Source organism: Streptococcus mitis, assembly GCF_000722695.1.
In the GTDB taxonomy this organism is placed as follows: Bacteria; Bacillota; Bacilli; order Lactobacillales; family Streptococcaceae; genus Streptococcus; species Streptococcus mitis_O.
In genome coordinates this window covers 1-24,046 of sequence record NZ_JPFU01000012.1, presented here as the reverse complement: position 1 = coordinate 24,046, position 24,046 = coordinate 1, and the positions used below count along the sequence as shown (strand labels likewise).

General features: G+C 37.1%; 31 protein-coding genes and 4 pseudogenes. 30 read left to right on the top strand and 5 right to left on the bottom strand.

What is annotated here, in order from left to right; translation table 11 throughout:
- The first annotated feature begins 8 nt into the window (after positions 1 to 8).
- Complete coding sequence (locus tag SK629_RS04120) at positions 9 to 1,124, top strand: glycerate kinase (RefSeq protein ID WP_042900710.1); 1,116 nt, start codon at positions 9 to 11, stop codon at positions 1,122 to 1,124.
- On the opposite strand, the gene SK629_RS04115 is transcribed toward SK629_RS04120, so the two are convergent.
- On the bottom strand, positions 1,121 to 1,567 hold the full coding sequence (locus SK629_RS04115) for a YueI family protein (protein ID WP_042900709.1): 447 nt from the start codon (positions 1,565 to 1,567) through the stop codon (positions 1,121 to 1,123). The genes SK629_RS04120 and SK629_RS04115 overlap by 4 nt on opposite strands.
- A gap of 163 nt (positions 1,568 to 1,730) precedes the next feature.
- Here SK629_RS04115 and eno point away from each other — a divergent pair, with 163 nt between their 5' ends.
- The gene (gene eno, locus SK629_RS04110) at positions 1,731 to 3,035 is read left to right on the top strand and encodes a surface-displayed alpha-enolase (RefSeq protein WP_000022813.1); all 1,305 of its coding nucleotides are present in this window, start codon (positions 1,731 to 1,733) and stop codon (positions 3,033 to 3,035) included.
- Between the two features lie 148 nt (positions 3,036 to 3,183).
- On the opposite strand, the gene SK629_RS04105 is transcribed toward eno, so the two are convergent.
- The 3 genes from SK629_RS04105 to SK629_RS04095 form a co-directional block, all read right to left on the bottom strand.
- Complete coding sequence (locus tag SK629_RS04105) at positions 3,184 to 4,347, bottom strand: tyrosine-type recombinase/integrase (protein WP_042900708.1); 1,164 nt, start codon at positions 4,345 to 4,347, stop codon at positions 3,184 to 3,186.
- A 162-nt stretch (positions 4,348 to 4,509) separates the two neighbouring features.
- Positions 4,510 to 5,466, bottom strand: coding sequence for an Abi family protein (locus SK629_RS04100; protein WP_042900707.1), 957 nt, complete (start codon positions 5,464 to 5,466; stop codon positions 4,510 to 4,512).
- A gap of 356 nt (positions 5,467 to 5,822) precedes the next feature.
- Positions 5,823 to 6,356, bottom strand: a complete 534-nt coding sequence (locus SK629_RS04095; RefSeq protein WP_042900705.1) for a helix-turn-helix transcriptional regulator — start codon at positions 6,354 to 6,356, stop codon at positions 5,823 to 5,825.
- Positions 6,357 to 6,511: 155 nt separating this feature from the next.
- Between SK629_RS04095 and SK629_RS04090 the strand changes: the two genes are divergently transcribed.
- The 25 genes and pseudogenes from SK629_RS04090 to SK629_RS03990 all read left to right on the top strand — a co-directional run bounded on the left by SK629_RS04090 (position 6,512) and on the right by SK629_RS03990 (position 21,181).
- Complete coding sequence (locus SK629_RS04090) at positions 6,512 to 6,697, top strand: hypothetical protein (protein ID WP_000909283.1); 186 nt, start codon at positions 6,512 to 6,514, stop codon at positions 6,695 to 6,697.
- Positions 6,698 to 7,213: 516 nt separating this feature from the next.
- On the top strand, positions 7,214 to 7,645 hold the full coding sequence (locus SK629_RS04085) for a hypothetical protein (protein ID WP_042900703.1): 432 nt from the start codon (positions 7,214 to 7,216) through the stop codon (positions 7,643 to 7,645).
- A complete protein-coding gene (locus SK629_RS04080) occupies positions 7,642 to 7,842 on the top strand; it encodes a hypothetical protein (RefSeq protein ID WP_042900702.1) in 201 nt (66 codons plus the stop codon). The genes SK629_RS04085 and SK629_RS04080 overlap by 4 nt, the downstream gene beginning before the upstream one ends.
- Position 7,843: 1 nt before the next feature.
- On the top strand, positions 7,844 to 8,047 hold the full coding sequence (locus SK629_RS04075) for a hypothetical protein (RefSeq protein WP_042900701.1): 204 nt from the start codon (positions 7,844 to 7,846) through the stop codon (positions 8,045 to 8,047).
- Between the two features lie 13 nt (positions 8,048 to 8,060).
- Complete coding sequence (locus SK629_RS04070; protein WP_042900700.1) at positions 8,061 to 8,327, top strand: helix-turn-helix transcriptional regulator; 267 nt, start codon at positions 8,061 to 8,063, stop codon at positions 8,325 to 8,327.
- An 11-nt stretch (positions 8,328 to 8,338) separates the two neighbouring features.
- Positions 8,339 to 8,485, top strand: a complete 147-nt coding sequence (locus SK629_RS12470) for a hypothetical protein (protein ID WP_200872335.1) — start codon at positions 8,339 to 8,341, stop codon at positions 8,483 to 8,485.
- A gap of 1 nt (position 8,486) precedes the next feature.
- The gene (locus SK629_RS04065) at positions 8,487 to 9,353 is read left to right on the top strand and encodes a primase alpha helix C-terminal domain-containing protein (RefSeq protein ID WP_042900699.1); all 867 of its coding nucleotides are present in this window, start codon (positions 8,487 to 8,489) and stop codon (positions 9,351 to 9,353) included.
- 79 nt (positions 9,354 to 9,432) lie between these two features.
- Positions 9,433 to 10,887 carry a DNA primase family protein gene (locus SK629_RS04060; protein ID WP_042900698.1) on the top strand — a complete coding sequence of 485 codons (1,455 nt, stop codon included), beginning with the start codon at positions 9,433 to 9,435 and terminating at the stop codon, positions 10,885 to 10,887.
- A 322-nt stretch (positions 10,888 to 11,209) separates the two neighbouring features.
- A complete protein-coding gene (locus tag SK629_RS04055; RefSeq protein WP_235219611.1) occupies positions 11,210 to 11,401 on the top strand; it encodes a hypothetical protein in 192 nt (63 codons plus the stop codon).
- A gap of 90 nt (positions 11,402 to 11,491) precedes the next feature.
- The gene (locus SK629_RS12465) at positions 11,492 to 11,665 is read left to right on the top strand and encodes a hypothetical protein (RefSeq protein WP_080710204.1); all 174 of its coding nucleotides are present in this window, start codon (positions 11,492 to 11,494) and stop codon (positions 11,663 to 11,665) included.
- 14 nt (positions 11,666 to 11,679) lie between these two features.
- Complete coding sequence (locus tag SK629_RS12935; RefSeq protein ID WP_080710203.1) at positions 11,680 to 11,838, top strand: DUF2292 domain-containing protein; 159 nt, start codon at positions 11,680 to 11,682, stop codon at positions 11,836 to 11,838.
- Positions 11,839 to 11,921: 83 nt separating this feature from the next.
- A complete protein-coding gene (locus SK629_RS04050; protein WP_050492348.1) occupies positions 11,922 to 12,521 on the top strand; it encodes a hypothetical protein in 600 nt (199 codons plus the stop codon).
- The gene (locus tag SK629_RS04045) at positions 12,521 to 12,760 is read left to right on the top strand and encodes a hypothetical protein (RefSeq protein WP_042900695.1); all 240 of its coding nucleotides are present in this window, start codon (positions 12,521 to 12,523) and stop codon (positions 12,758 to 12,760) included. The genes SK629_RS04050 and SK629_RS04045 overlap by 1 nt, the downstream gene beginning before the upstream one ends.
- A 63-nt stretch (positions 12,761 to 12,823) precedes the next feature.
- The gene (locus SK629_RS04040) at positions 12,824 to 13,090 is read left to right on the top strand and encodes a hypothetical protein (protein ID WP_042900694.1); all 267 of its coding nucleotides are present in this window, start codon (positions 12,824 to 12,826) and stop codon (positions 13,088 to 13,090) included.
- A 50-nt stretch (positions 13,091 to 13,140) separates the two neighbouring features.
- Positions 13,141 to 13,482, top strand: coding sequence for a hypothetical protein (locus tag SK629_RS04035; RefSeq protein WP_000035041.1), 342 nt, complete (start codon positions 13,141 to 13,143; stop codon positions 13,480 to 13,482).
- A gap of 372 nt (positions 13,483 to 13,854) precedes the next feature.
- Positions 13,855 to 14,079: pseudogene (locus SK629_RS04025) on the top strand (hypothetical protein); the annotation flags it as partial.
- Positions 14,073 to 14,417: pseudogene (locus tag SK629_RS12930) on the top strand (transcriptional regulator); the annotation flags it as partial. The pseudogenes SK629_RS04025 and SK629_RS12930, both read left to right, overlap by 7 nt.
- Positions 14,418 to 14,796: 379 nt before the next feature.
- Positions 14,797 to 14,949: a hypothetical protein gene (locus SK629_RS12460; protein ID WP_196314818.1), complete on the top strand. Its 153-nt coding sequence runs from the start codon at positions 14,797 to 14,799 to the stop codon at positions 14,947 to 14,949.
- Positions 14,950 to 15,017: 68 nt separating this feature from the next.
- Positions 15,018 to 15,257 carry a DUF7720 family protein gene (locus SK629_RS04020; protein WP_042900693.1) on the top strand — a complete coding sequence of 80 codons (240 nt, stop codon included), beginning with the start codon at positions 15,018 to 15,020 and terminating at the stop codon, positions 15,255 to 15,257.
- A gap of 99 nt (positions 15,258 to 15,356) precedes the next feature.
- On the top strand, positions 15,357 to 15,569 hold the full coding sequence (locus SK629_RS04015) for a hypothetical protein (protein WP_042900692.1): 213 nt from the start codon (positions 15,357 to 15,359) through the stop codon (positions 15,567 to 15,569).
- Positions 15,570 to 16,077: 508 nt separating this feature from the next.
- Entirely contained in the window at positions 16,078 to 17,337 is a 1,260-nt protein-coding gene (locus SK629_RS04010) for a UDP-N-acetylglucosamine 1-carboxyvinyltransferase (protein ID WP_042900691.1), read from the top strand.
- Positions 17,338 to 17,352: 15 nt separating this feature from the next.
- Positions 17,353 to 17,903: pseudogene (locus tag SK629_RS04005) on the top strand (GNAT family N-acetyltransferase).
- Positions 17,896 to 19,173 (top strand): CBS-HotDog domain-containing transcription factor SpxR, encoded by a 1,278-nt coding sequence (spxR, locus tag SK629_RS04000; protein WP_042900689.1) that lies wholly within the window; start codon positions 17,896 to 17,898, stop codon positions 19,171 to 19,173. Before SK629_RS04005 ends, spxR begins: the two are co-directional and overlap by 8 nt.
- A gap of 15 nt (positions 19,174 to 19,188) precedes the next feature.
- Entirely contained in the window at positions 19,189 to 20,049 is an 861-nt protein-coding gene (locus SK629_RS03995; RefSeq protein WP_042900688.1) for a methionyl aminopeptidase, read from the top strand.
- Positions 20,050 to 20,263: 214 nt separating this feature from the next.
- Entirely contained in the window at positions 20,264 to 21,181 is a 918-nt protein-coding gene (locus tag SK629_RS03990) for a bifunctional riboflavin kinase/FAD synthetase (RefSeq protein ID WP_042900687.1), read from the top strand.
- A 193-nt stretch (positions 21,182 to 21,374) separates the two neighbouring features.
- On the opposite strand, the gene SK629_RS03985 is transcribed toward SK629_RS03990, so the two are convergent.
- Entirely contained in the window at positions 21,375 to 22,223 is an 849-nt protein-coding gene (locus SK629_RS03985) for a YitT family protein (protein WP_042900685.1), read from the bottom strand.
- Between the two features lie 141 nt (positions 22,224 to 22,364).
- On the opposite strand from SK629_RS03985, the gene SK629_RS03980 reads away from it, so the two are divergent.
- From SK629_RS03980 to SK629_RS03970, 3 genes and pseudogenes are all read left to right on the top strand, one after another.
- A complete protein-coding gene (locus SK629_RS03980; protein ID WP_042900684.1) occupies positions 22,365 to 23,204 on the top strand; it encodes a DegV family protein in 840 nt (279 codons plus the stop codon).
- A gap of 107 nt (positions 23,205 to 23,311) precedes the next feature.
- Positions 23,312 to 23,587 (top strand): HU family DNA-binding protein, encoded by a 276-nt coding sequence (locus tag SK629_RS03975; protein ID WP_001284637.1) that lies wholly within the window; start codon positions 23,312 to 23,314, stop codon positions 23,585 to 23,587.
- Between the two features lie 123 nt (positions 23,588 to 23,710).
- Positions 23,711 to 24,046: pseudogene (locus SK629_RS03970) on the top strand (helix-turn-helix domain-containing protein); the annotation flags it as partial.

Genomic DNA, 24,046 nt, shown 5'->3' with positions numbered 1-24,046 from the left:
GGGAAAATATGAAGATTGTAATTGCACCAGATTCATTTAAAGAAAGCTTGACCGCTGAGCAGATAGCTGAAGCTATTAAAAGAGGCTTCCAACAATCGATAGCAGATGTAGAATGTCTCCTCTGCCCTGTTGGTGATGGGGGAGAAGGTACTGTAGATGCTATTCGACATTCTCTTGGTATGGAAGAAAAATGGATCAAAGTGACAGGACCTTTTGGACAAAAAGAAGCCATGCGCTATTTTCAAAAAGGGGAACTGGCGCTATTTGAAGTTGCTGATTTAGTTGGCCTTGGAAAGATTCCGTTAGAGGAACGAAATCCACTGCAAATCCAAACTCGTGGTATTGGAGAATTGATTCGTCATCTCATTGCTAAAGGGATGAAAGATATCTATATTGGCGTTGGTGGCACGGCCAGTAATGACGGAGGAATTGGGATCGCTGCTGGATTGGGTTATCAATTTTATGATAAGGATGGAAATGTCTTGCCTGCATGCGGTCAATCCTTACTAAACTTAGCTTCTGTTTCAACAGAAAATCGCTATGAAATTCCTGAAAATGTTCAAATTCGTATTTTAGCAGATGTCGTGAGTCCCTTATGTGGTCATCAAGGTGCGACCTACACTTTTGGCAAGCAAAAAGGCCTAAATCCCACTATGTTTGAGACCGTAGATCAGGCAATACAAGATTTTTATGAAAAAGTCTCCCCTGCAACATTGGAAATTAAAGGAGCAGGAGCTGGTGGAGGCATTGCTGGCGGTTTGTGTGCCTTTACTCAGGCAAATATCGTATCTGGAATTGACACCTGTCTGGACTTGATTGACTTTGATAAGAAAGTTGTAGATGCTGACTTGCTTATTGTTGGAGAAGGAAGGCTAGATCGTCAAAGTTTAGCAGGGAAAGCGCCTATAGGCGTAGCAAAAAGAACCCCTGTCGGAGTTCCTGTTATTGCTATTTGTGGTAGTCTCGCTGAAGATTTACCTTCCCTACCATTTGAAAATATCCAAGCTGCCTTTTCTATTTTGGAGAAAAGTGAACCACTAGAAGATAGTTTGAACAATGCCAGTGTCTATCTGGAGCACACGGCTGCCAATATTGGGCGTTTATTAAGTCTGAGTAAGATTTAGCCAAACCATTTCTTCCAGATGGATGTTTTGGCTGGTTCTTCCTTTTTAACTTCCCAAAGATTTGGAAAAGCAAGTCGAAGATCCTTTTCTTCTACTTGCACTGGTGCATTAGTATGAATAACCAGGCCGAAAGGAGAAGAAGTGTGTTCTTCAGATACTATTGTGGCTTGGCTATTAGTTTCTTTTGCTTCTTTTAAGTAGAAAACTTGCTTGTCAAATTCGATAGTTGGGGAAATCTTAACAAATAGAGGCTCAGCCTTTTCTTGAAGGTTTTCTAAGATAGATAAAAATCCTTTTTCTAATTGAGGGCTATTTGCCGTATCAATATCTGCATATCCAAGAACTCTTTCCTCAAAAGTACCAAGGTAGCGTCTTTGTTCATCTGGATTTAATTTTGGCCCACCATGAGCTTTTTCAAGTAATTGTTTTGATAAATCTGTCATGAAAACAGTATATCATAAAAGTTAGAATAAAACAGACAAAAGAAAGCGATTACTTTATAAAGTTAAGGAAAATTTGCACAAAGATAACGTTTTTTCTTGAAAAAGGAGGGGTTTTAAGGTATTATAGAGGTGTAAAAAATTTAACTCATAAGGAGAGTAAAAAATGTCAATTATTACTGATGTTTACGCTCGCGAAGTCCTAGACTCACGCGGTAACCCAACACTTGAAGTAGAAGTTTACACTGAATCAGGTGCTTTCGGACGTGGTATGGTTCCATCAGGAGCTTCTACTGGTGAACACGAAGCAGTTGAACTTCGCGACGGTGACAAATCTCGTTACGGTGGTCTTGGTACACAAAAAGCTGTTGACAACGTAAACAACATCATTGCTGAAGCTATCATCGGCTACGATGTACGTGATCAACAAGCTATCGACCGTGCTATGATCGCTCTTGACGGTACTCCTAACAAAGGTAAATTGGGTGCAAACGCAATCCTTGGTGTGTCTATCGCTGTAGCTCGTGCTGCTGCTGACTACCTTGAAATCCCACTTTACAGCTATCTTGGTGGATTCAACACTAAAGTTCTTCCAACTCCAATGATGAACATCATCAACGGTGGTTCTCACTCAGATGCTCCAATCGCTTTCCAAGAGTTCATGATCTTGCCAGTTGGTGCTCCAACATTTAAAGAAGCTCTTCGTTACGGTGCTGAAATCTTCCACGCTCTTAAGAAAATCCTTAAATCACGTGGTTTGGAAACTGCCGTAGGTGACGAAGGTGGATTCGCTCCTCGTTTCGAAGGAACTGAAGACGGTGTTGAAACTATCCTTGCTGCGATTGAAGCTGCTGGATATGTTCCAGGTAAAGATGTATTTATCGGATTTGACTGTGCTTCATCAGAATTCTACGATAAAGAACGTAAAGTTTACGACTACACTAAATTTGAAGGTGAAGGCGCTGCTGTTCGTACATCTGCAGAACAAATCGACTACCTTGAAGAATTGGTTAACAAATACCCAATCATCACTATTGAAGATGGTATGGATGAAAACGACTGGGATGGTTGGAAAGCTCTTACTGAACGTCTTGGTAAGAAAGTACAACTTGTTGGTGACGACTTCTTCGTAACAAACACTGACTACCTTGCACGTGGTATCCAAGAAGGTGCTGCTAACTCAATCCTTATCAAAGTTAACCAAATCGGTACTCTTACTGAAACTTTTGAAGCTATCGAAATGGCTAAAGAAGCTGGTTACACTGCAGTTGTATCACACCGTTCAGGTGAAACTGAAGATTCAACAATCGCTGACATCGCAGTTGCAACTAACGCAGGACAAATCAAGACTGGTTCACTTTCACGTACAGACCGTATCGCTAAATACAACCAATTGCTTCGCATCGAAGACCAACTTGGTGAAGTAGCAGAATACCGTGGATTGAAATCATTCTACAACTTGAAAAAATAATCTCTTTATGAGATGAGGGGCTATAAAGCCTTTGAAATAAGCACTTTGGGGCGCTTTCCCTTAGTGCTTTTTTGTTTTTACTACCCTTTTAGTTACCCTTAACTGATTTTAGGTATAGTAAGAGGGTAGTCACTAAACGTGACACCCTTTATAAATTATTGATGGCTGTTTCATAATTTGAGACAGCTTTTTTTGCATTCTCTTGGTTTGTATGCCAGTAAACATTTTCAGTCACTAATAAGTTAGAGTGTCCCAATCTATATTGGACATCTTTAGGGCTAGTCTGAGCGTACAACATCATAGTAGTATGTGTATGGCGGAAACCATGAAATGATACGTTAGTTACTCCAGCAGCATCAAAATGCTTATTTAGGCGTTTGCGTAAGTTACAAGCATAAGCATATTTCTCCGTAAATACAGAGAATACAACTGTTTCAGATCGACCTAATTTCCAAGACTGAATTTGTTGACGATTCTTGTATTGTTTTAGTAAAAGCAAGGTGGCTTTGTCTATTGGTATATCACGATAACCAGCGTTTGATTTAGGTGAGTTTATTTCTTGATAGCGGTTTAGTGTCTTATTGATACTGATAACACAGTTTTCTAGGTCAATATCAGCCCATTCAAGAGCCAGCGCCTCACTAATACGGCAACCAGTGGCCAATAAAGTCTTATACAAGACAACATCAAATAGGTTTTCATAATTTGATTGATCCAGAGTATCTAAATAATTCAGAAACTGTTTTAATTCTTTGTTGTCTAAGTATTTTACAGTAGACTTTTCTTTTTGCTGTTTGCGTGGAACGATGACATCGTTAGCTGGATTGTATTGTATTACCTGGATAGCTACGCCATACTTCAAAATACGCTTATTCATGTTATGGAGTAAGGAGTAGTTAGCAAACGCCCCTTTTTCGCCTTTATTGGCCTTGTCAGCCCATTTATTCACTTGCTGTTGAAGAATAGGCGTGGTCAGCTTATCTAGCTTGTAATCGCCAAATAGAGGCAATAAATGAACTCTAACCAATCCATCCATAGATTGACGAGTATTGGGCTTAACTGTATTCTTGTAACTATCCCACCAAACTTTTACCAGTTCTTTGTATGTTGTGATTGTTGGCTTATCTTTAACTGTATACCCGTTAGAAGCAAAAGCATTAATGGCCTCTCTAGATTTGATTTTAACGCCTGTTTTTGTTTTGGCCGTAACTGTAGTTCTAGCCTTCTTTCCAGTAAGTTTATCAACTCCAAGATACACGCTTGCTCGGTATACGATAGTTCCGTTTTTCTTTTTGTATTCTGTAATATTCATGGTTTACTCCTTTTCCATCAGCAGGCAAGCAATTAGAAAAGATTTTGAAGTTATACCATGCGAGGGGCTTCTCGTAGCCCCTTATTTTCGATTTTAAGCAGTCGGACGGTAAAATTGTACCGTAATAGGAAACAAGGCGTATATGGGCTTATATGGGATTGTTTAATGAACGAGTTTATTTGATTGTTGCCAATTAGGAGGGAAGCCTAGTTCGTTTAAAAAGAAATCAATAGAGAGTGTATGTAAATGTTTAGAGAAGTCTTTAAATCGTGATAGAAGAGTATTATGTAGTTTAGCATACTCATTAGCGCTTAGGAAACATTGTAACGCAATCATGGTATGATAAGGACTACTTTTTGCGTCTGTATTCTTTATATTGTGTTTGTCGTGTAAATCAGGATAGTATTTCAAACTATTTCTACACTTGAAACCATATAAGCGGTTATCGTGAGCGCAAACATTTCTAGTTTCTGCTAGGTTTTCAACAAAGGAAATCAGCATATCCCTAGTAAAATTTTTCTTAATAGTGCAGTGTTCACTAATAAAACTGTAAGACTTCTTTGTAATTCTATCTTGTAGGGAGAGTGGCAAACTCTTTAAAATTGCGAGTATATCTCCAAAAGTCAAGTAATCCACGATTACCCAGAAAGGGACGTCGTTATGTTTATTGAAATAGTGTTGTATGCTATTGCTTTTTCGGCTTGATTTATGTTTATCAATGATTTTTACGATTTGACGAATCACAAAAGGGACAGTCCTCTTGTTTTTCTTGTAGTCGTAGTTTTGGTAATCTAAGTAAAAATAAGGAGTAGTAGGGTAAGCCTCGGAAAAAACATAAGCTAATATAGATTTTATGTGTTTCTCAGCTTCTAAGATAGCTTTTAGGAAGGTGTATTTGATTTCCTTATCATAAAAGTATGTATAAGTAATTTCCGAGAAATTAGCACCTTGTATATAATTGTTGTGTTGATCAGTAAAATATTTACTGTAACCATTGATAATACTGTAGTAGTTATTTGTTAGTAGGTACTTTTTTGTTTTGGAATAGTCAGATATTACAAGCCCCCGTTTATGTAATAACTCTATTTGTTCTTGTATAGTCTTGAATGGTTTGGACAAAAAAAGGCACCTCCTAAATACATAGAAGGCGCTTTTTTCGCTATCCCGTTTCACTGAGAATTATCGGGCGCTATTCTCTTAAGTACCTTCATTGTATGATAATTTTAAATGTTAGTCAACACTTTTGTTCAAAATAATTGATTTTTCTTTACTTCGTTTTGTTTAAAGTTAATGAATTATATCTTTTAGATATTAGTTTTGTTGGTTCAAATCGGATTTCTATTTTGCAATTTAGCTCATTTTTGCGCTTTAGTCTGTAAAATTGGCTTTCTATTCTTCAATTTCCCCTGTTTTTGCACTTTAGATAGTGGAAAAAGGGGGGGATTCATGATTGTTGGATATTGTGGTTCATTGGTTTAGAATCCTTTTTCCCAAGGTTCTTTTTTATTGGCTATTTTTACTTTTTCAGCCATATCAGAAACCAGATTCTTTATTATCTTTTTATCTTCCTTAGGGAGTATTCCATAATTTAGTAATAACTCTTCTTCATCAGTATATGAAAGCTGATTTACTGCAGATAAGAATGAAATAAGATTAGAGTAATCAGGATCATCATAACCAGTCACATATTGCCTTTCAAGTTCTTCCATTAAGTCATCACCAAGGATAGAGCATATCCTAGCTCTAACTAAATTATATGGATCATCAGGATTGATTTTGTTGAGATGAAAGTTTGCTTCTTGGCTATCTCTATACTCGCTATACCCTAACAGATAACTAACACTAACTCCGAATATATCTGCTAGTAGCTGGGCTTTATCTTGCTTAAGGGAAACATCCTCAGCGTTTTCCCATCTAGATATTGTTAGCTTTTTTACACCTATTTCATCGGCCAATTCTTTTTGTGTTTTCCCTTGTTCTTGTCTAAGTAGTTTAATACGATTTTTCATAAATATTATTACCTCATTGTGATTATATCATAAAATAAAAAAATATCAAAAAAGATAACAATAAATATCATTTGTTGCTTGACAAGTATCATTTATGATGTTACAATCTAGATAAAAGTTATCAATTATGATAACTGTAGAAAGGAGGAACTTCATTGCTTATTACCTCAACACAAGCAAAAGCAATCCGCCGAAAGCAAGCAGATAAGAAATTAACTGCAAAGCAAGCAGGCGAAGAAATCGGAGTTACACAAGTTACCTATCGAAAAATCCGAGACGGTGGCGAAGTAAAGCCTAGCATTTATCAAAAGGCCATGCAGTGGCTTGCTGAAGATTATTAGAAAGGAGCGACCCAATCGCAATACTACTTTACATTTACAAGTTTCTCATGTGGTGCTTTACCACTGGGGATTGACAACAAAAAAAGTCACTTGCTGAACGTTTGGCGACTGAAGCAAGCGACTGGATCAAGAATATAGATATTTTTTCTATACCTTGATTATAACAAAAATCAACTATTCAATCAATAACAACTAATGGTAGGCAAGCAATTAGAAAAGGTTTTGAAAAGCATAGAGCGCCAACTCTTAAAACTGGTACTTTCTCACGCTTTCAATTTGGCGACTCTGAGCGTGAGGATTAGCGTTATAAGAAACAACTCAAAAAGCCCCACGCTCTCGGTCGGCAAACTTCTGAGCGTGAGGAACTTCATTACAAGAAAAACTGTATAAGAAACAACCATTCAAAATCCCCACACTCGCCATCGCCCAACTTTGAGTGTGAGGATATCCTGGATAGTAAAAGGCATTAAAAAGCCCTTAGGGCAATTACACAACATAGAAACAGAGGTAATAAACATGGACACATTTTTAAAAGATTTTGGAAATGAGTTGCAACTCATTGAGGAAAAACTGGAAATTTTATCAGAGTGGCATAAGTCTAAGAATCATATTGGAGCAACGGAAATTGCTGAAGATTGTAATTCAGTAATCAGTCAGCTATGGGTAAAGTTTTATAAATTATCTGAAGCGTACAAGAAGCAAGAAGTGAGCCATAAAGAGTTTTTCAATGCGAATGTTGAGAACTTACTTGGAGAATTAAAAAAATATGACGATGAATGCGTAAACAGATACGGTAAAGCCCCTGACTGGTTGCTATTCAATTTCTTAGACCAAGTTGTAAAAGAGAATAATCTAAGCAATGGTATCATTCACAAGACCGCTTCAACATGGACATATTTACGGGATTTAGTAATTGATGATTTAGAGAAAAGAGGGCTATTAAAATGACACTAGACCTAGACAACATGACACAAGCAGAATTTGATGAAGCAATTGCTGAAATCAAGGATAGAAATCCGAACCTCTTTCAGTTCATCACTGATTTTTTAGATAGAAAGGTAACACCCAAAGAGGTAGATGAGTTTTTGAAGATGGAGCGAACTGATCAAGTGGACTATATCAAGAATTACAAAGCGAGGGCATGACATGAATGAATTAGATTTGACCAATACACAGGCGGTAATCTCTATGGTGGTACTGATTGGCTTACTGCTTTATCTAAACCACCGAGATCGCAAAAAGAGCGCCCAATTTGAGCGAGAAAATCAACAGACGATAGAAACACCTAGCGATGATTTAAACCCTTGCTATGGGCGTTATATCCAGCTTGCGGGTAAGATTCATAATTAGAAAGGGGTGTAATATGCAACTGTTATCAAGAGAAGCAGAGCTTGAATTACTGGAGAAAGTGGGAGATCACTTGGCTAAAAGGATGGAACTGGAAAAGCAACGTGATGACAACTGGGACTTGATTTCTAGGCCTGACTTACTCAAAAAACTTGGTATTAGTGGAACTACGTTAAATAATTGGGAAAAAGAAGGTTTGAAACCGCTCCGTTCACCATTTGAAAGTAGTAAGAAAGTTTATTACCGCAAGAGTGATATTTACAATTTTCTTGCAGTAGATTAGGGGGTGGAAGAATGGCTAGGTATAGTATTCACCCAGCAGATAATAAAGGACATTATCATGATGTTAAAGTGTATAAAAACCGTGGTAGAACATTAGCCCAAATCAAAGAGGAAAAACGATTGAAGAAATTGAGAAAGAAACGTAGAAAAGGAGGCTGATATGGTAATTTATGAAGCTAAAGGCTTTCAAAATAATCTTGTTTATCCATTTGATAAGCTTGAGCCGTTCCAGTATATTGAACGTTTTAAGCCTTTGGTAGTCTCTGAAGGGGGGAATATCGAAGACTTCAAACGAACACAAGCGCCATACTGTATCAGTGGGAAAGTAACACCAGAAAAGAATGGCAGTTACAAGCGAAACAACTCCAATCTAATCTATCGGGATTTGATTTTCCTTGATTATGACGATATACAGGGGACGTCTGAGGACTTCATAAAAGCCATTTCTAGCGCTTTGTTTGGCTACTCATACATCTTATACCCGACTATCAAACATAGCTTAGAAAAGCCCCGTTTTCGCCTTGTAGTGAAGCCTGACAACGTGATGAATGAGGCAACCTATAAGCAGGTAGTGAAAGAGATTGCTGACAAGATTGGTCTATCCTTTGACATGGCCAGTTTAACATGGTCACAACTCCAAGGACTACCAGTAACAACAGGAGACCCAGAGAGTTATCAAAAGATTGTGGAGCATGGACTTGACTATCCAGTACCAAAGACAACGGCTGAACCAGTCGAACAGAATGCTACAAGTCTTCCATACACTCCAAGACCAAGTGGTCAGAAATCTATGACCATGAGGATCATTGACACGCTTTTCAACGGATTTGGAGACGAGGGAGGGCGTAACGTAGCACTGACACGCTTTGTAGGCTTACTCTTTAATAAGTGGGTTGATTGCGACCTAAAAACGGCTTATGAACTATCTAAGATAGCTAATAGCGTCACAAGTGAACCATTACCAATTGAAGAGTTAGACCGTACTTTTAGCAGCATAGCACGGGCTGAATACAGAAAGAGAGGTTAGAACCATAGAACTAGAAGAATTAGAAAACCTAGAAAGTGAAATCACGGAGGTCAGAGAGCAAGAACAACCTCCTAGAACGATGAAGGAATTATATAGCAGGATTTGGGAACTTGGAGATCAATGGCGTAAAGAAAACTCCTATATTGTCAATGAAGGAAAGAAAAACGAAAGGGTAGAAATCTCACGACCAAGTGTTGCAATCGTAGCCAAAGCGTTACAGGAAATTTGCCATTTTACCTTTATAGGTGAGGGTGCAATAAGTGATATTAGTAAGCTATATCTTTACCACTTGGATTTAGGCCATTATGTATCAAGTAACGACATTTTCCGAAAATTGCTTTTAAAATATGACTCACGTTTGACCTCTAACAAGTTCTTCACGGAACTTATATCTTTTATCCGTACAGAAACAAAAATGAAAAAACCGCTGGACGATTACCGATATATTCCAGTAGCAAATGGAGTTTATAATATTAAAACTCATAGACTAGAGGAATTTAGTCCTAATTTTGTCATTACCAGTAAGATACAAACAAGTTACAATCCAAGTGCTAGAAAGCCGATTTTAGATGGTTGGTTTGATTTTGATAGATGGTTAGAGACATTAGCAGTTAACGATAAAGAAGTTGTAGCTTTATTGTGGCAAGTCATAAACGAGGCTATCAATCCCAACCGAACACGTAAGAAAATGGTGCTAATGGTTGGAGATGGTAATAATGGAAAGGGTACTTTTCAAGCCTTGCTGGAGAATTTAATAGGACGGTCAAATATTAGTAATTTGAAACCTGACCAATTCGGGAAAGAGTTCTATTTGGGCGCTTTGGAAGGAAAGGTTTGTAATATTGGAGATGATATTTCTAACAAGTACCTGGATGAAGTTTCTGATCTTATGAGTGTAATTAGTGGAGATCCAGTGCAGGTCAATAAAAAAAGCTTGCAACCCGTGGAAGCACGTTTCAGACTATTGTGTATCTTTTCGGGCAATGATTTGCCTAGATCTAGAAATAAGACGATGGGGTGGTATAGACGTCTTTGTATCATTCCTTTCCGTGCAGATTTTAACGGTCAGAAAGAACGTCATGAAATCAAAGACCGATTTATAAAGAACAAAGAGCTACTAGAGTGGGTTTTGTTTAAAGTTTTAAATATGCCAGATTTTGATAGCTTTATAGAACCTAAAGCGGTACAAGAAATGCTTAGCAAGTATAAAAACGATAACGATTATATCAAAGTTTGGGTAGAGAATTTCTACATACCAAACAGGTGGCATGAAATAAACCATGTTCCAATGTTTATTGCAAGAAATAAATTAAAAGAGTTTGCTGAAGATATTGGGATAGATAAACCTAAACTTGGACAATTTAGCAATGCAGTAATGACCGAATTGGAAAAAACAACGTCATATAAGTACTCAGCTAAAAATGGAACGGTTAGCCCTAAGTTTTATGAAGTACTTGACCCACAAGGTTTTCAACGTAAAAGATTTGTCAAAGGGGTATGGGGAATACACTTAGAAGATGAAGATTTAGGTTAGGAAATTTAATACTAAAAAACCAATTACATCAAGGGTTATAGCAATTTAGGTTATGCAAAAAATAGAAACATAACCTAAATGTTAACCTTTGTAAACGTTGATATAAAAGTCTTTGCGAGTATTTGGGTTAGTAGGTTAGTTTTTATTTCTAATATCTTTATATAAAAATATATATAAACGTGTTATATAGGCGCGAACTTGGAAAGTAAAACTAACCCTAATCTAATACCCTTGAAACGCTTATATAATAGGCTTTTAAAGGGTTATTTTTTAAACCTAATCAAAACCTAATCTGAGAGAAAAAGGAGCAAACCAGGTGGCGATGAACATTTGTCAAAGAGTGAATAGACTAGAAGAAAACATTGAGCGGATAAGTGAGGTACTAGATGGATTTATTGAGAATGCGAACTATAATTCATCGGTGAATAATGTGAACGTGATTAAAATAGCGGAAAAGTTTGAGCAGGTCTTTGAAGAACTTGACGAACTAAGAGCAGTACCTGACAAACACTAAAAATTTAACAAAATGGGGTAGATAGTATCGACCCCCTTGCAATGGTGTAACTACTAGTGACACCCTGAAAACAGAAAAAGGAAAAACAACATGAAAATTAAACTATTTTATCATCATTTTTGGGAAAGTAAAGAAGAGTTTGAACAGGAAGTAAATGATTTCATGGCAACTGTTGAAGTAGTAGATGTGAGACATTCAGAAGCAACAGAGGGACACTATGAGAGCATAGGGGCATTGACCAGTGTGATGGTTCTATACAAATAGCATGAGAGGTAAACATGGAGATACAAGAAGGCTTTATTTATTTCAAAAGTTATGGTATAATAAAACTGTTAGAGGTTCCAAGGTTTGGTAGTATCACGCTTAAAATACAAGACGGCGAGATTGTCTCCAGCGTGGAATCTAAAACAACAATATTTAAAAAGAATACTGACTGAAAAAATCAGAGGTATAGCATAAAGTAGAGTAATCTATTTTAGCTATGCCTCTTTTGTTTTTGGAAAGATTGGAGGAAAAAGAAATGCCAACATTGCAAGAAGTCAAAAACCAGATGGACAAAGTACGGACTCAATTAGAGATTTTTGATCGCTTTGATGAGGAAATCAAGAAAACCGAAAAAGAAGTTGAGGCTATTAAATCTAAGAAAGCTGAGTTACAAACTTTTGAAGATTTTAAGGCAGTCAACTCTAAAGAGAAATATATTGCCGATATGAAAGAGCAAAGAACAAAACTCGAAAAAGAACGGATTAACTCAATCGTAGCAGATGCTAGAAAAATCAATGCGTTAGGTTATTTAGAAACAGCATTAGAGCAAGATGAAACAGTGAAACGTCAGCGCCAAGAAATTAAACAGAAATCTATTGAGCTTCTGGAGTTAATTGCGAATTATAATGAAAACTACAAAAATACTGCTAAAAGATTGGCGGATGAGGTAAGAGAAACAGGTATCGAAGAGTTATTTGACCGCCTGAATACGTCTCCAGAATATAGTGGAGTAAGTAAGCCTTACATTTACAGTGGTGTAGCTGGCTATATGGGAAGCCAGCACCGCTATTTAGATCCGAGTGATGATTTGGCTTATTTTGTGAATCGTATTAACTATTTTGAGGGAGAACAATAATGAAAGATGAATATAAACAACTATTTCAAGAAATCGAAGAAGAGAAGAGACAAGCTGACTTACTGCAGGGGCTTGCCAAGAACGTAGAAAGTATTTCAAAATCTTACGAAGAGGAAGCTGTAACCCTTGAAGAGTTTAAGGCTATGGGCTATAAGCGTAGACATGAACTATATGAGAAGGATAAAGCCCTATATGATAAACTACTGGGCAAAGAAAGACGTGGTTTGTTAGGTTTGTGATGTGGAGGGGAGCAATCCCCTTTTTTTACATAAATCAGACAGAATTACACACGAGGTAGGGGAATGGTTAGAAGTTTAAAAGCAAGACTAGAAAAGTTAGAAGAGTATGCTGGAAAGACGGAATATGCAACAACCGATGAATGTATATCTTTATATGTGGATTGTTTAAGATTTGCTTTTCAGCAAGATGAAATAAAGATAGATATGGATGATTTTATTAAAACACCATTTAAAGATATTAAGCTAGCAGACTATAAGAAATCAAAAAAACGTATGGATGAACTTAGGGAAATGACTGGGATAAGTGAGTTTCCAGAATTAGAGCAATAAAGTGAGGTGACTAGTATTTGACAGAATTAAGCAGAAAAAAAGAAATATTTATGGCCAATTATCTCATGACTGGGAATGTAAAAAAAGCTAGTGAATTAAGTGAGATCACCAGAAAGACGGCTTACAATTACTTGAACGATGCAACCTTTAAGAGAATTTACCGTGAAAGACGTAGCGAACAACTCAAGGAGTCTACTACGCTGTTACAGAATGCAAGTGTTGAGGCAGTCAATGTATTACGGGAAATCATGCTTGATAAGACAGTAAGCCCGTATGCGAGACAACAGAGCGCCCAGAGCATTCTAAACATGGCTTATAAGGCGGTTGAAATGGTTGAAGTAGTAGAGCAATTAGAAATATTAGAGGCGAAGATACTAGATGAAGGCGATTAAAAACCGTTTAAATAAGTTGAATAAGTTAGCGGTGGTTGATGAAGTTGATACCGTGTTTTTGACGCAGATTGATACTGGACATTTTGAGGTAAGATATAGGATAGGTGGAAAAATCCCAAAGATATTATAGAAGTCTATCCGACAAAAGAAGCAGCAGAAAAAGATATTTCACGAATTAAAAATACAAAAGGATTGCGGATATTCTGGGACAATATAGGTTTTTGTGATGAATAGAGCTTATCAGTTATCAATCAGATAAGGAGAATATACTTGAACTCCGAGCGAACGCCGAGAAAACGAAAAAAAGCCAGCATAGCTGACTCCTTTGTGATATACCCAATAAAAATATTATATCATAGAGGAGGCCGAGGCATGACACCAGAGCAGGTAAAAGAAAAACTAGAGGGCGTTAAGTGGATAAGCAAGGAAATCAAAGGCTTATATTTGGAATTGGAAGCCCTGGAAGGTGGTATTATCGAAAAGCCAACACTAAGCCATAGCAGGGTACAGGCAAGCAGAGAGAACAAGATAGAGAACAATCTTATAAGTGTTCTAAAACTAAAAGAGGATACGCTTCAGAGGATTAAGCGACTTACTTTCTACGTTTCCAGAGGATGGCAGGAAGTGAAAACCAAGTTAGTATCGATGAAGAGGCTTGGAAACTTGTCTTACCTGATCAGTGGAATTTGAGCGGTGAGCATGAAAAAGCAATCCGTGAGGGGTTGGAAATATTCGCCCACGACATTAACAGCATAGAGAACAAGCGAGCCAGAAAATACTTTATTATCCATTATTGCTATATGAGAAAGAAAACAATGAGCGAATGCGTAGAAATGGCAGGTACTAGCTCCACTAGTTATCACCGGTACAAACAAATATCCGTCTTAAACTTTGCGAGAATCCACCAGAACGGAGAGCTGGAAGTATATAAGTAAGATGAGGCTTCATATTCGCCCGTATTCGCTTTATTGCGTGCTAGACGATTAAAACACCATGGGTAAACTAAAAGCCCTTAGAAACGAATCTGGGGCTTGTATGAGCATTGTTTTTTCAAGTGGTATTTGATAAAATAGAGGTGTAAAGGGCTTTTGCCCCAACCTCTTAGCGTTTACCTTTTCTTTTGCGGGATTCGGGTTTACGCTTTTTGTTTTAATTTAGAGGTTAATATTAATCTATGAAAAATCTATTTACCAATGTATAAAGATAATATTGAAAAGTTTGCGAAGAAGGATTATACTGAAGTTGTAGCACAAGAAAAAACTCTTGAATTATTATCCGAAGTGTTCGGTTTTGAATTTGGAAGGATTGAATGATATGGCTAAAAAAGATATTTATGATTGGCCGGAAGGTGAAGATGACAACATTGATTTTGATGCCATCCAGGAACGAAATAAGAATAAAACTGTTGAGGACTTGGACCGTGAATGGGAAGAATACCTCAAAACATTAAAACTAGAATCAATTTAAACAAGCACCTAGAACAATCTAAGTGGTTTTCTTTTACTTTTACGAATAATAAAGTAGGAGGGAGAAAAATGAACATTTTAAACATGGAACTTACAAGCATTGAAGAAACTAAATCAGATTTTGAACATTGGGTAGAAGTGACATATAGTGTACCGATACTAAAAAATGAATACACAGTTAAATTATTGCTCCTATTAGATTTTAAAGTAGAAGATAAAGACTTACTAGATTGCTTGGTGTCAACTTGGAAGTATCGTGATTTGGTGCTTCATTCAGTGGATATGCACAAATTGGAAAAACGGGGGTAAATATGATATAATTGTTTCCTATTATATAGACATGAAAAAGATATAAAAAAGCAAGTGGTAAATTGCTGAAAAGCTGAAAAATAGTAGTGGTGAAGTAATATGATAAAAAATAGATATTATCACACAACAGCGGAGAACCCTCAAATACTTCGTTTATTTGGTGGTGTTATGCAAGTTTTTGATATCGAAAAAACGTGGGTTAATAGCATAGATTGGTTTAATAAAATATATTTCAATGACTTCACGGACTTTGAAGAAATTTCAGAAAACGAGGCATTCGCTTATATCGAAAAAATGAAACACAAAAATTGATATTGCACATTTCGTTGTTAAAAGCTTACCTAGAGTGACATAAAAAAAAGCACGTTTGACCGTGCTAGTTTCTTGCCTGCTGAACTCATCATTTTAAGTTCCTTTTTGTTACCCTTTAAGTTATCTCAACTTATTTGAATTTAATAGTTTTTGAGAAAATCAAGTTAGATATTGAGTAGGTTTAGGCCTATTTTTTAGTATCTAGTAATAGGAAGATAACTTGAAAAAATAAAATAGTTCAGTGAACTATTTTATCCCGAACCTTGAAATTCAAAAGTTCGGCCGTTGATTTAACAACGTTTCTAGCCCCTCGGATTTTATCCGAAGGGCTTTTTTCTGTTCAGGGGGCAAAAAAGCAAAAAAGGGACATAACTTTTTAAGAAAGCTCAGTTACCAACAAATACGATTCAGCTAATATAATTGAAAATGATGGAAAAAAGGGTGAATTTATGATATACTTTAACGTAGGACCTTTTTAGAAATTTTGAAAGAGTATTAAAAATTTAAAATGAGAAAAATTGTTATCAATGGTGGCTTGCCCCTGCAAGGTGAGATTACCATTAGTGGCGCAAAAAATAGTGTAGTAGCTTTGATTCCGGCTATTATTTTGGCAGACGATATTGTGACTTTGGATTGTGTACCAGATATCTCTGATGTTACTAGTCTTGTCGAAATCATGGAGTTAATGGGTGCTACAGTTAAGCGTTATGACGATGTGTTAGAGATTGATCCAAGAGGTGTTCAAAATATTCCAATGCCTTATGGGAAAATCAATAGTCTTCGTGCATCTTATTATTTTTATGGAAGTCTTTTAGGTCGCTTTGGTGAAGCCACTGTTGGTTTACCTGGAGGATGTGATTTGGGACCACGTCCTATTGATTTACACCTTAAGGCTTTTGAAGCTATGGGTGCAACTGTTAGCTACGAGGGAGATAACATGAAGTTATCTGCCAAAGATACAGGACTTCACGGCGCAAGTATCTACATGGATACGGTTAGTGTCGGTGCGACGATTAATACGATGATTGCTGCGGTTAAAGCAAATGGGCGTACCATTATTGAAAATGCAGCCCGTGAACCTGAGATTATTGATGTTGCTACTCTCTTGAATAATATGGGTGCCCATATCCGTGGTGCTGGAACCAATATTATCATTATTGATGGTGTTGAAAGTTTACATGGGACGCATCATCAGGTAATTCCAGACCGTATTGAAGCGGGAACATATATTTCCTTAGCTGCTGCAGTAGGTAAGGGGATTCGTATAAATAATGTTCTTTATGAACATCTAGAAGGATTCATTGCTAAGTTGGAAGAGATGGGAGTGAGAATGACTGTATCTGAAGACAGTATTTTTGTAGAAGAACAGTCTAATTTGAAAGCAATCAATATTAAGACAGCTCCTTACCCAGGCTTCGCTACTGACTTGCAACAGCCGATTACCCCTTTGTTGCTAACAGCTAATGGTCGTGGTACAATTGTTGATACGATTTACGAAAAACGTGTAAACCATGTTTTTGAATTAGCTAAGATGGACGCAGATATTTCAACAACAAATGGTCATATTTTATATACAGGTGGTCGTGCTTTGAATGGGGCAAGTGTTAAAGCGACTGACTTAAGAGCTGGTGCAGCTTTAGTTATTGCTGGTTTGATGGCCGAGGGACAAACTGAAATTACCAATATCGAGTTTATCTTACGTGGTTATTCTGATATTATCGAAAAATTACGTAATCTAGGAGCGGATATTACACTTGTTGAAGAATAAACCGTAGAGGTGTTTATGAATATTTGGACCAAATTAGCAATGTTTTCTTTTTTGAAACGGATCGCTTGTATTTGCGTCCTTTCTTTTTTAGTGATAGTCAGGACTTCCACGAGATAGCTTCGAATCCAGAAAATCTTCAATTTATTTTTCCAACGCAGGCAAGTCTAGAAGAAAGCCAGTATGCACTGGCTAATTACTTTATGAAGTCCCCTTTGGGAGTATGGGCAATTTGTGACCAGAAAAATCAACAAATGATTGGTTCTATTAAATTTGAGAAGTTAGATGAAATCAAAAAAGAAGCAGAGCTTGGCTATTTTTTGAGGAAAGACGCTTGGTGTCAAGGTTTTATGACAGAAGTTGTAAAAAAACTTTGCCAACTTTCTTTTGAAGAATTTGACTTAAAACAATTATCCATTATAACCCATCTTGAAAATGAAGCTAGCCAAAAGGTTGCTCTCAAGTCTGGATTTAGTTTGTTTCGTCAGTTTAAGGGAAGTGATCGTTACACAAGAAAAATGCGGGATTATCTTGAATTTCGGTATGTAAAAGGAGAATTCAATGAGTAAGCATCAGGAAATTCTAAGTTATTTGGAGGAATTACCAGTAGGTAAAAGGGTCAGTGTTCGTAGTATTTCTAATCATCTGGGAGTCAGTGATGGAACTGCTTATCGGGCCATCAAGGAAGCTGAAAACCGTGGAATTGTGGAGACTCGTCCCCGTAGTGGAACAATTCGCGTTAAATCGAAGAAAGTTGCTATCGAAAGATTAACATATGCAGAAATTGCAGAAGTAACTTCTTCTGAGGTGTTAGCTGGACAAGAAGGTTTAGAAAGAGAATTTAGCAAGTTTTCAATCGGTGCCATGACTGAACAAAACATCTTGTCTTACCTTCATGATGGGGGGCTCTTGATTGTCGGAGACCGAACCCGTATTCAGTTGCTAGCCTTGGAAAATGAAAATGCAGTTCTAGTTACAGGGGGATTTCAGGTCCATGATGATGTGCTAAAACTGGCCAATCAAAAAGGGATTCCTGTTCTGAGAAGCAAGCATGATACTTTCACTGTTGCGACCATGATCAATAAAGCCTTGTCAAATGTCCAAATCAAGACTGATATTTTGACAGTTGAGAAACTTTATCGTCCAAGTCATGAATATGGTTTTCTGAGAGAGACCGACACAGTCAAAGATTATTTGGACTTAGTACGTAAGAATCGAAGTAGTCGTTTTCCAGTTATTAACCAACATCAGGTTGTCGTTGGAGTTGTAACCATGAGAGATGCGGGCGATAAATCACCAAGTACTACAATTGATAAGGTCATGTCTCGTAGTCTATTTTTGGTTGGATTATCGACAAATATTGCTAATGTCAGTCAACGGATGATTGCTGAAGACTTTGAAATGGTACCAGTTACTCGGAATAATCAAACCTTGCTTGGAGTTGTGACGCGACGAGATGTCATGGAGAAGATGAGTCGTTCCCAAGTTTCGGCTCTACCGACTTTTTCTGAGCAGATTGGACAAAAACTCTCTTATCACCATGATGAAGTAGTCATTACAGTAGAACCCTTTATGTTAGAGAAAAACGGAGTTTTGGCTAATGGTGTATTGGCTGAAATTCTGACTCACATGACACAAGATTTGGTTGTGAATAGCGGAAGAAATTTAATAATAGAGCAGATGCTGATCTACTTTTTACAGGCTGTTCAGATTGATGATATATTGCGCATTCAAGCACGCATTATCCATCATACTAGACGTTCAGCTATTATTGACTACGATATTTATCACGGCCATCAGATTGTTTCAAAAGCAAATGTGACTGTTAAAATTAATTAGAAACTAGGAGAAAAAATGATAACATTAAAATCAGCTCGTGAAATCGAAGCTATGGATAAAGCTGGTGATTTCCTCGCAAGTATTCATATCGGCTTACGTGATTTGATTAAGCCTGGCCTAGATATGTGGGAAGTTGAAGAATACGTTCGCCGTCGTTGCAAGGAAGAAAATTTCCTTCCACTTCAGATTGGGGTTGACGGTGCCATGATGGACTATCCTTATGCTACCTGTTGCTCTCTTAACGATGAAGTAGCTCACGCTTTCCCTCGTCACTATATCTTAAAAGATGGCGATTTGCTCAAGGTTGATATGGTTTTGGGAGGTCCAATTGCTAAATCGGATTTGAATGTCTCAAAATTAAACTTCAACAATGTCGAGCAAATGAAAAAATACACTCAGAGCTATTCTGGTGGCCTAGCAGACTCATGTTGGGCTTACGCCGTTGGCACACCGTCCGAAGAAGTGAAAAACTTGATGGATGTCACTAAAGAAGCTATGTACAAGGGAATCGAGCAAGCTGTTGTTGGAAATCGTATCGGTGATATCGGTGCAGCCATTCAAGAATACGCTGAAAGCCGTGGATACGGTGTTGTTCGTGATCTTGTAGGACATGGTGTTGGTCCAACAATGCACGAAGAACCAATGGTTCCTAACTATGGTATTGCAGGTCGTGGACTCCGTCTTCGTGAAGGAATGGTCTTGACTATTGAACCAATGATTAATACAGGTGATTGGGAAATTGATACAGATATGAAGACCGGCTGGGCGCATAAAACCATCGACGGTGGATTGTCATGTCAGTATGAACACCAGTTCGTGATTACAAAAGATGGACCTCTTATCTTGACTAGTCAAGGTGAAGAAGGAACTTATTAAAAGAACGTGAAAAGACTGCTGGAAATTCATTTCCTATAGAATTCAGTAGATCTTTTCATGATAAAACGCATTGTATCAAGCTTTTATGCCTGATGTAATGCGTTTTTCTGATTTTAAAAATATAATTCTTCTAAAATAGTACACTTCAGGTTAAAAAAATGACATTTCAGATTTTCTGTTCCAGAAATAGCTATCACTATGATATAATTATTTTATGATTATTACTATTCCTATAAAAAACCAAAAAGATATTGGCACACCATCTGATTCAGTCGTTGTTCTAGGCTATTTTGATGGTATACACAAGGGGCATCAAGAATTATTTCGCGTTGCCAATAAGGCTGCGAGAAAGGATTTATTGCCTATCGTCGTTATGACCTTTAATGAATCTCCAAAGATTGCTTTAGAGCCTTATCATCCTGACCTATTTTTACATATTTTGAACCCTGCTGAACGTGAGAGGAAATTAAAACGAGAAGGTGTTGAAGAATTATATCTCCTTGATTTTAGTAGTCAATTTGCTAGTCTTACGGCAGAAGAATTTTTTGCAACTTATATCAAGGCCATGAATGCCAAAATTATTGTTGCAGGTTTTGATTATACATTTGGTTCTGACCAAAAAACGGCAGAAGACTTAAAGGATTACTTTGATGGAGAAGTCATTATCGTCCCACCTGTAGAAGATGAGAAAGGAAAGATTAGTTCAACTCGTATCCGTCAAGCTATTTTAGATGGAAATGTGAAGGAAGCAGGAGAACTTTTGGGAGCGCCTCTACCATCGAGAGGTATGGTGGTTCATGGTAATGCTCGTGGTCGTACGATTGGTTATCCGACAGCTAATTTGGTGCTTTTAGACCGTACTTATATGCCAGCAGATGGTGTTTATGTCGTTGATGTTGAAATTCAAAGACAGAAGTATCGTGCCATGGCTAGTGTCGGGAAAAATGAGACCTTTGATGGAGAAGAAGCACGTTTTGAAGTCAATATTTTTGATTTTAATCAAGATATTTATGGCGAGACCGTCATGGTTTATTGGCTTGATCGCATTCGTGATATGACAAAATTTGATTCTGTTGACCAATTAGTGGATCAGTTAAAGGCAGATGAAGAAGTAGCTCGGAATTGGTCTTAATACTCAATGAAAATCAAAGAGCAAACTAGGAAACTAGCCGCAGGCTGTACTTGAGTACGGCAAGGTGACGCTGACGTGGTTTGAATTTGATTTTCGAAGAGTATAAGAGTATAAGTAAACAAAAAAGAGGTTGTCTGTGACCTGAAAGATAGATGATTTAGTCTAACTTTTGAGATCACTACACTACCTCTTTTTATTCTTTTTCAAAGGTAAAGCCTTCTCCTAGGATTTCATGGGCTTCTGTAATAGTTATAAAAGCTTGAGGATCGATTCGATGAATCATTTCCTTCATTTTAACAATTTCATTTCTTCCGACAATACAGTAAATGATTTTCAAATCTTTTTGACTATAGTAGCCTTGCCCCGAGATAAAAGTAACACCTCTTCCTAGGTCATCATTAATAGCCTTAGCAAGTTGGTCAGGACGTTTAGTAATAATCATAAATCCTTTACCTGCGTATCCTCCTTCCCCAATTAAATCAATCACTCGGGATACAATGAAAGTAAAGAGCAGAGTGTAAGTAACCAATCTCAAATCCTTAAAAATAAGGAGAATGAGCATGAGAATACAAAAATCTAAGATAAAAAGCAGTTTCCCCATGGAGAAATGAGTGTATTTGTTGAGGATACGGGCTAGAATATCTGTTCCACCCGTTGTACCTCCAGCGTTAAAGATAATTCCAAGACCAATTCCTAATAGAATTCCAGATATAAGGGCAGTAATTAGTAAATCACCTTGAAGGTCAATATGAAGGGGAATACGCTCAAAAAAAGCTAACCAGGCAGATAAAGCCAAGGTTCCAAGCAAACTAGAATAGAGAGATTTTGCTCCAAATATTTTCCAAGCTAGGATGAATAGAGGAATATTAATCAGCAGATTCATGAGGGAAACAGGAATTTCAAAAAGATAAAAGGTAATAAGAGTAATGCCTGTAGCCCCTCCTTCGAAGAGATGATGGGGAACTACAAAATAGGTTAGACCAAAAGCATAAATGCCAGCACCTAGTAAAATGGTTAAAACGGGATAGATTTTTTTAATCATAGGACACCTCTTTTCTTATAAGTTGATTATATCAAATTTTTAAGGAAAATTTGATTGACTCCATTAGAATTTTTAATCTTTTTTTGATATAATTAAAAGTAAGAAAACCAATCTGAATCCTAAAATAGAAAGATTGATACTATGACAAAAATTAAGATTGTTACCGATTCATCTGTTACTATTGAGCCAGAATTAGTAAAGCAATTAGATATCACGGTAGTTCCTCTATCTGTAATGATTGATAATGTTGTTTATTCGGATGCTGATTTAAAAGAAGAAGGTAAGTTTCTTCACTTGATGCAAGAAGCTAAGAATCTTCCGAAAACAAGTCAACCACCTGTAGGTGTTTTCGCTGAAGTTTTTGAAGACTTGTGCAAGGATGGCAGTCAGATTCTTGCTATTCATATGTCCCATGCCCTTTCAGGTACTGTAGAAGCAGCGCGCCAAGGTGCTAGTTTATCTACTGCTGATGTAACAGTTATTGACAGTTCCTTCACTGACCAAGCCTTGAAATTCCAAGTTGTCGAAGCTGCTAAATTAGCACAAGAAGGCAAAGATATGGAGGAAATTTTATCTCATGTAGAAGAAGTAAAAAAACATACGGAGCTCTATATTGGCGTTTCTACTTTAGAAAATCTAGTAAAAGGTGGACGAATTGGTCGTGTAACTGGATTGTTGAGCTCACTTCTCAATATCCGTGTTGTCATGCAGATGAAGGACCATGAATTGCAACCAATGGTTAAAGGTCGTGGCGCTAAAACTTTTAAAAAATGGTTGGATGAGTTGATAACATCACTCTCTGAACGTTCTGTAGCAGAGATTGGAATTTCATATTCTGGTAGTTCTGATTGGGCAAAAGAGATGAAAGACAATTTGCAGCCGTATGTTGAAAAGCCAATTTCAGTATTGGAAACAGGTTCTATTATTCAAACTCACACGGGTGAAAACGCTTGGGCTATTTTGGTACGTTACCACTCCTAAAAAAATAAAGAAAATGCGAATAAATAGCGTTTTTAACTTGACCTAAAAGGGATTTTAGGATATGATTATAGTTGTTAATTAGAAATTAAATTGGAGGAATCATTAACATGGCAAACAAACAAGATTTGATCGCTAAAGTAGCAGAAGCTACAGAATTGACTAAGAAAGACTCAGCAGCAGCAGTTGAAGCTGTATTCGCAGCAGTAGCTGACTACCTTGCAGCTGGTGAAAAAGTTCAATTGATCGGTTTTGGTAACTTTGAAGTTCGTGAACGTGCTGCTCGTAAAGGTCGCAACCCACAAACTGGTAAAGAAATCACAATTGCAGCTTCTAAAGTTCCAGCATTCAAAGCTGGTAAAGCTCTTAAAGACGCTGTTAAATAATCAGCCTTTAAAAAGCCTATTGATTCAAACTTTCTAGCTTGGTCGATAGGCTTTTTTTGTGTATAGGGGGCAAAATCTGAATTATACTATACTAAAATCAAAAACCATCTTATAATAGTAGTTATGAAACTTACAAACGAAGAAATACAGAAAATTGAAAAACTCCTGAGAGATTCATCGTACGCCAAATATCATAAACGTCTACAGATTATTTATTTTCGCTCAAAAGGAAAGAGTTATAAGGAAATCATGGATTTGCTAGATTGCAATAAAACAACTGTTTGGAGGAATTTGAAAAAATATAAGGAGTTTGGTTTAGAGGCTCTTCTTAAAGAGACCCGTGGTGGACGTCATCGAGAATATCTGACTTACGAAGAAGAACAAGCATTTCTAAAACGTCATATAGAGCTGCTCAGGCTGGGGAATTTGTGACTGTCAATCAGTTATTCGAAGCCTATC

Bases quoted from the DNA above. Each gene is read 5' to 3' on its own strand.
- SK629_RS04040 (WP_042900694.1), top strand. From the start codon at position 12,824: ATGGTTAGAAGTTTAAAAGCAAGACTAGAAAAGTTAGAAGAGTATGCT.
- SK629_RS04015 (WP_042900692.1), top strand. From the start codon at position 15,357: ATGATAAAAAATAGATATTATCACACAACAGCGGAGAACCCTCAAATA.
- SK629_RS04115 (WP_042900709.1), bottom strand. From the start codon at position 1,567: ATGACAGATTTATCAAAACAATTACTTGAAAAAGCTCATGGTGGGCCA.
- SK629_RS04020 (WP_042900693.1), top strand. From the start codon at position 15,018: ATGAACATTTTAAACATGGAACTTACAAGCATTGAAGAAACTAAATCA.
- SK629_RS04075 (WP_042900701.1), top strand. From the start codon at position 7,844: ATGAATGAATTAGATTTGACCAATACACAGGCGGTAATCTCTATGGTG.
- SK629_RS04010 (WP_042900691.1), top strand. From the start codon at position 16,078: ATGAGAAAAATTGTTATCAATGGTGGCTTGCCCCTGCAAGGTGAGATT.
- SK629_RS04035 (WP_000035041.1), top strand. From the start codon at position 13,141: ATGGCCAATTATCTCATGACTGGGAATGTAAAAAAAGCTAGTGAATTA.
- SK629_RS03990 (WP_042900687.1), top strand. From the start codon at position 20,264: ATGATTATTACTATTCCTATAAAAAACCAAAAAGATATTGGCACACCA.
- SK629_RS12465 (WP_080710204.1), top strand. From the start codon at position 11,492: ATGAAAATTAAACTATTTTATCATCATTTTTGGGAAAGTAAAGAAGAG.
- SK629_RS04060 (WP_042900698.1), top strand. From the start codon at position 9,433: ATGAAGGAATTATATAGCAGGATTTGGGAACTTGGAGATCAATGGCGT.
- SK629_RS04045 (WP_042900695.1), top strand. From the start codon at position 12,521: ATGAAAGATGAATATAAACAACTATTTCAAGAAATCGAAGAAGAGAAG.
- SK629_RS03980 (WP_042900684.1), top strand. From the start codon at position 22,365: ATGACAAAAATTAAGATTGTTACCGATTCATCTGTTACTATTGAGCCA.
- SK629_RS04055 (WP_235219611.1), top strand. From the start codon at position 11,210: ATGAACATTTGTCAAAGAGTGAATAGACTAGAAGAAAACATTGAGCGG.
- SK629_RS04070 (WP_042900700.1), top strand. From the start codon at position 8,061: ATGCAACTGTTATCAAGAGAAGCAGAGCTTGAATTACTGGAGAAAGTG.
- eno (WP_000022813.1), top strand. From the start codon at position 1,731: ATGTCAATTATTACTGATGTTTACGCTCGCGAAGTCCTAGACTCACGC.
- SK629_RS03985 (WP_042900685.1), bottom strand. From the start codon at position 22,223: ATGATTAAAAAAATCTATCCCGTTTTAACCATTTTACTAGGTGCTGGC.
- SK629_RS12470 (WP_200872335.1), top strand. From the start codon at position 8,339: ATGGCTAGGTATAGTATTCACCCAGCAGATAATAAAGGACATTATCAT.
- spxR (WP_042900689.1), top strand. From the start codon at position 17,896: ATGAGTAAGCATCAGGAAATTCTAAGTTATTTGGAGGAATTACCAGTA.
- SK629_RS04085 (WP_042900703.1), top strand. From the start codon at position 7,214: ATGGACACATTTTTAAAAGATTTTGGAAATGAGTTGCAACTCATTGAG.
- SK629_RS04065 (WP_042900699.1), top strand. From the start codon at position 8,487: ATGGTAATTTATGAAGCTAAAGGCTTTCAAAATAATCTTGTTTATCCA.
- SK629_RS04120 (WP_042900710.1), top strand. From the start codon at position 9: ATGAAGATTGTAATTGCACCAGATTCATTTAAAGAAAGCTTGACCGCT.
- SK629_RS03995 (WP_042900688.1), top strand. From the start codon at position 19,189: ATGATAACATTAAAATCAGCTCGTGAAATCGAAGCTATGGATAAAGCT.
- SK629_RS03975 (WP_001284637.1), top strand. From the start codon at position 23,312: ATGGCAAACAAACAAGATTTGATCGCTAAAGTAGCAGAAGCTACAGAA.
- SK629_RS12935 (WP_080710203.1), top strand. From the start codon at position 11,680: ATGGAGATACAAGAAGGCTTTATTTATTTCAAAAGTTATGGTATAATA.
- SK629_RS12460 (WP_196314818.1), top strand. From the start codon at position 14,797: ATGGCTAAAAAAGATATTTATGATTGGCCGGAAGGTGAAGATGACAAC.
- SK629_RS04105 (WP_042900708.1), bottom strand. From the start codon at position 4,347: ATGAATATTACAGAATACAAAAAGAAAAACGGAACTATCGTATACCGA.
- SK629_RS04080 (WP_042900702.1), top strand. From the start codon at position 7,642: ATGACACTAGACCTAGACAACATGACACAAGCAGAATTTGATGAAGCA.
- SK629_RS04050 (WP_050492348.1), top strand. From the start codon at position 11,922: ATGCCAACATTGCAAGAAGTCAAAAACCAGATGGACAAAGTACGGACT.
- SK629_RS04095 (WP_042900705.1), bottom strand. From the start codon at position 6,356: ATGAAAAATCGTATTAAACTACTTAGACAAGAACAAGGGAAAACACAA.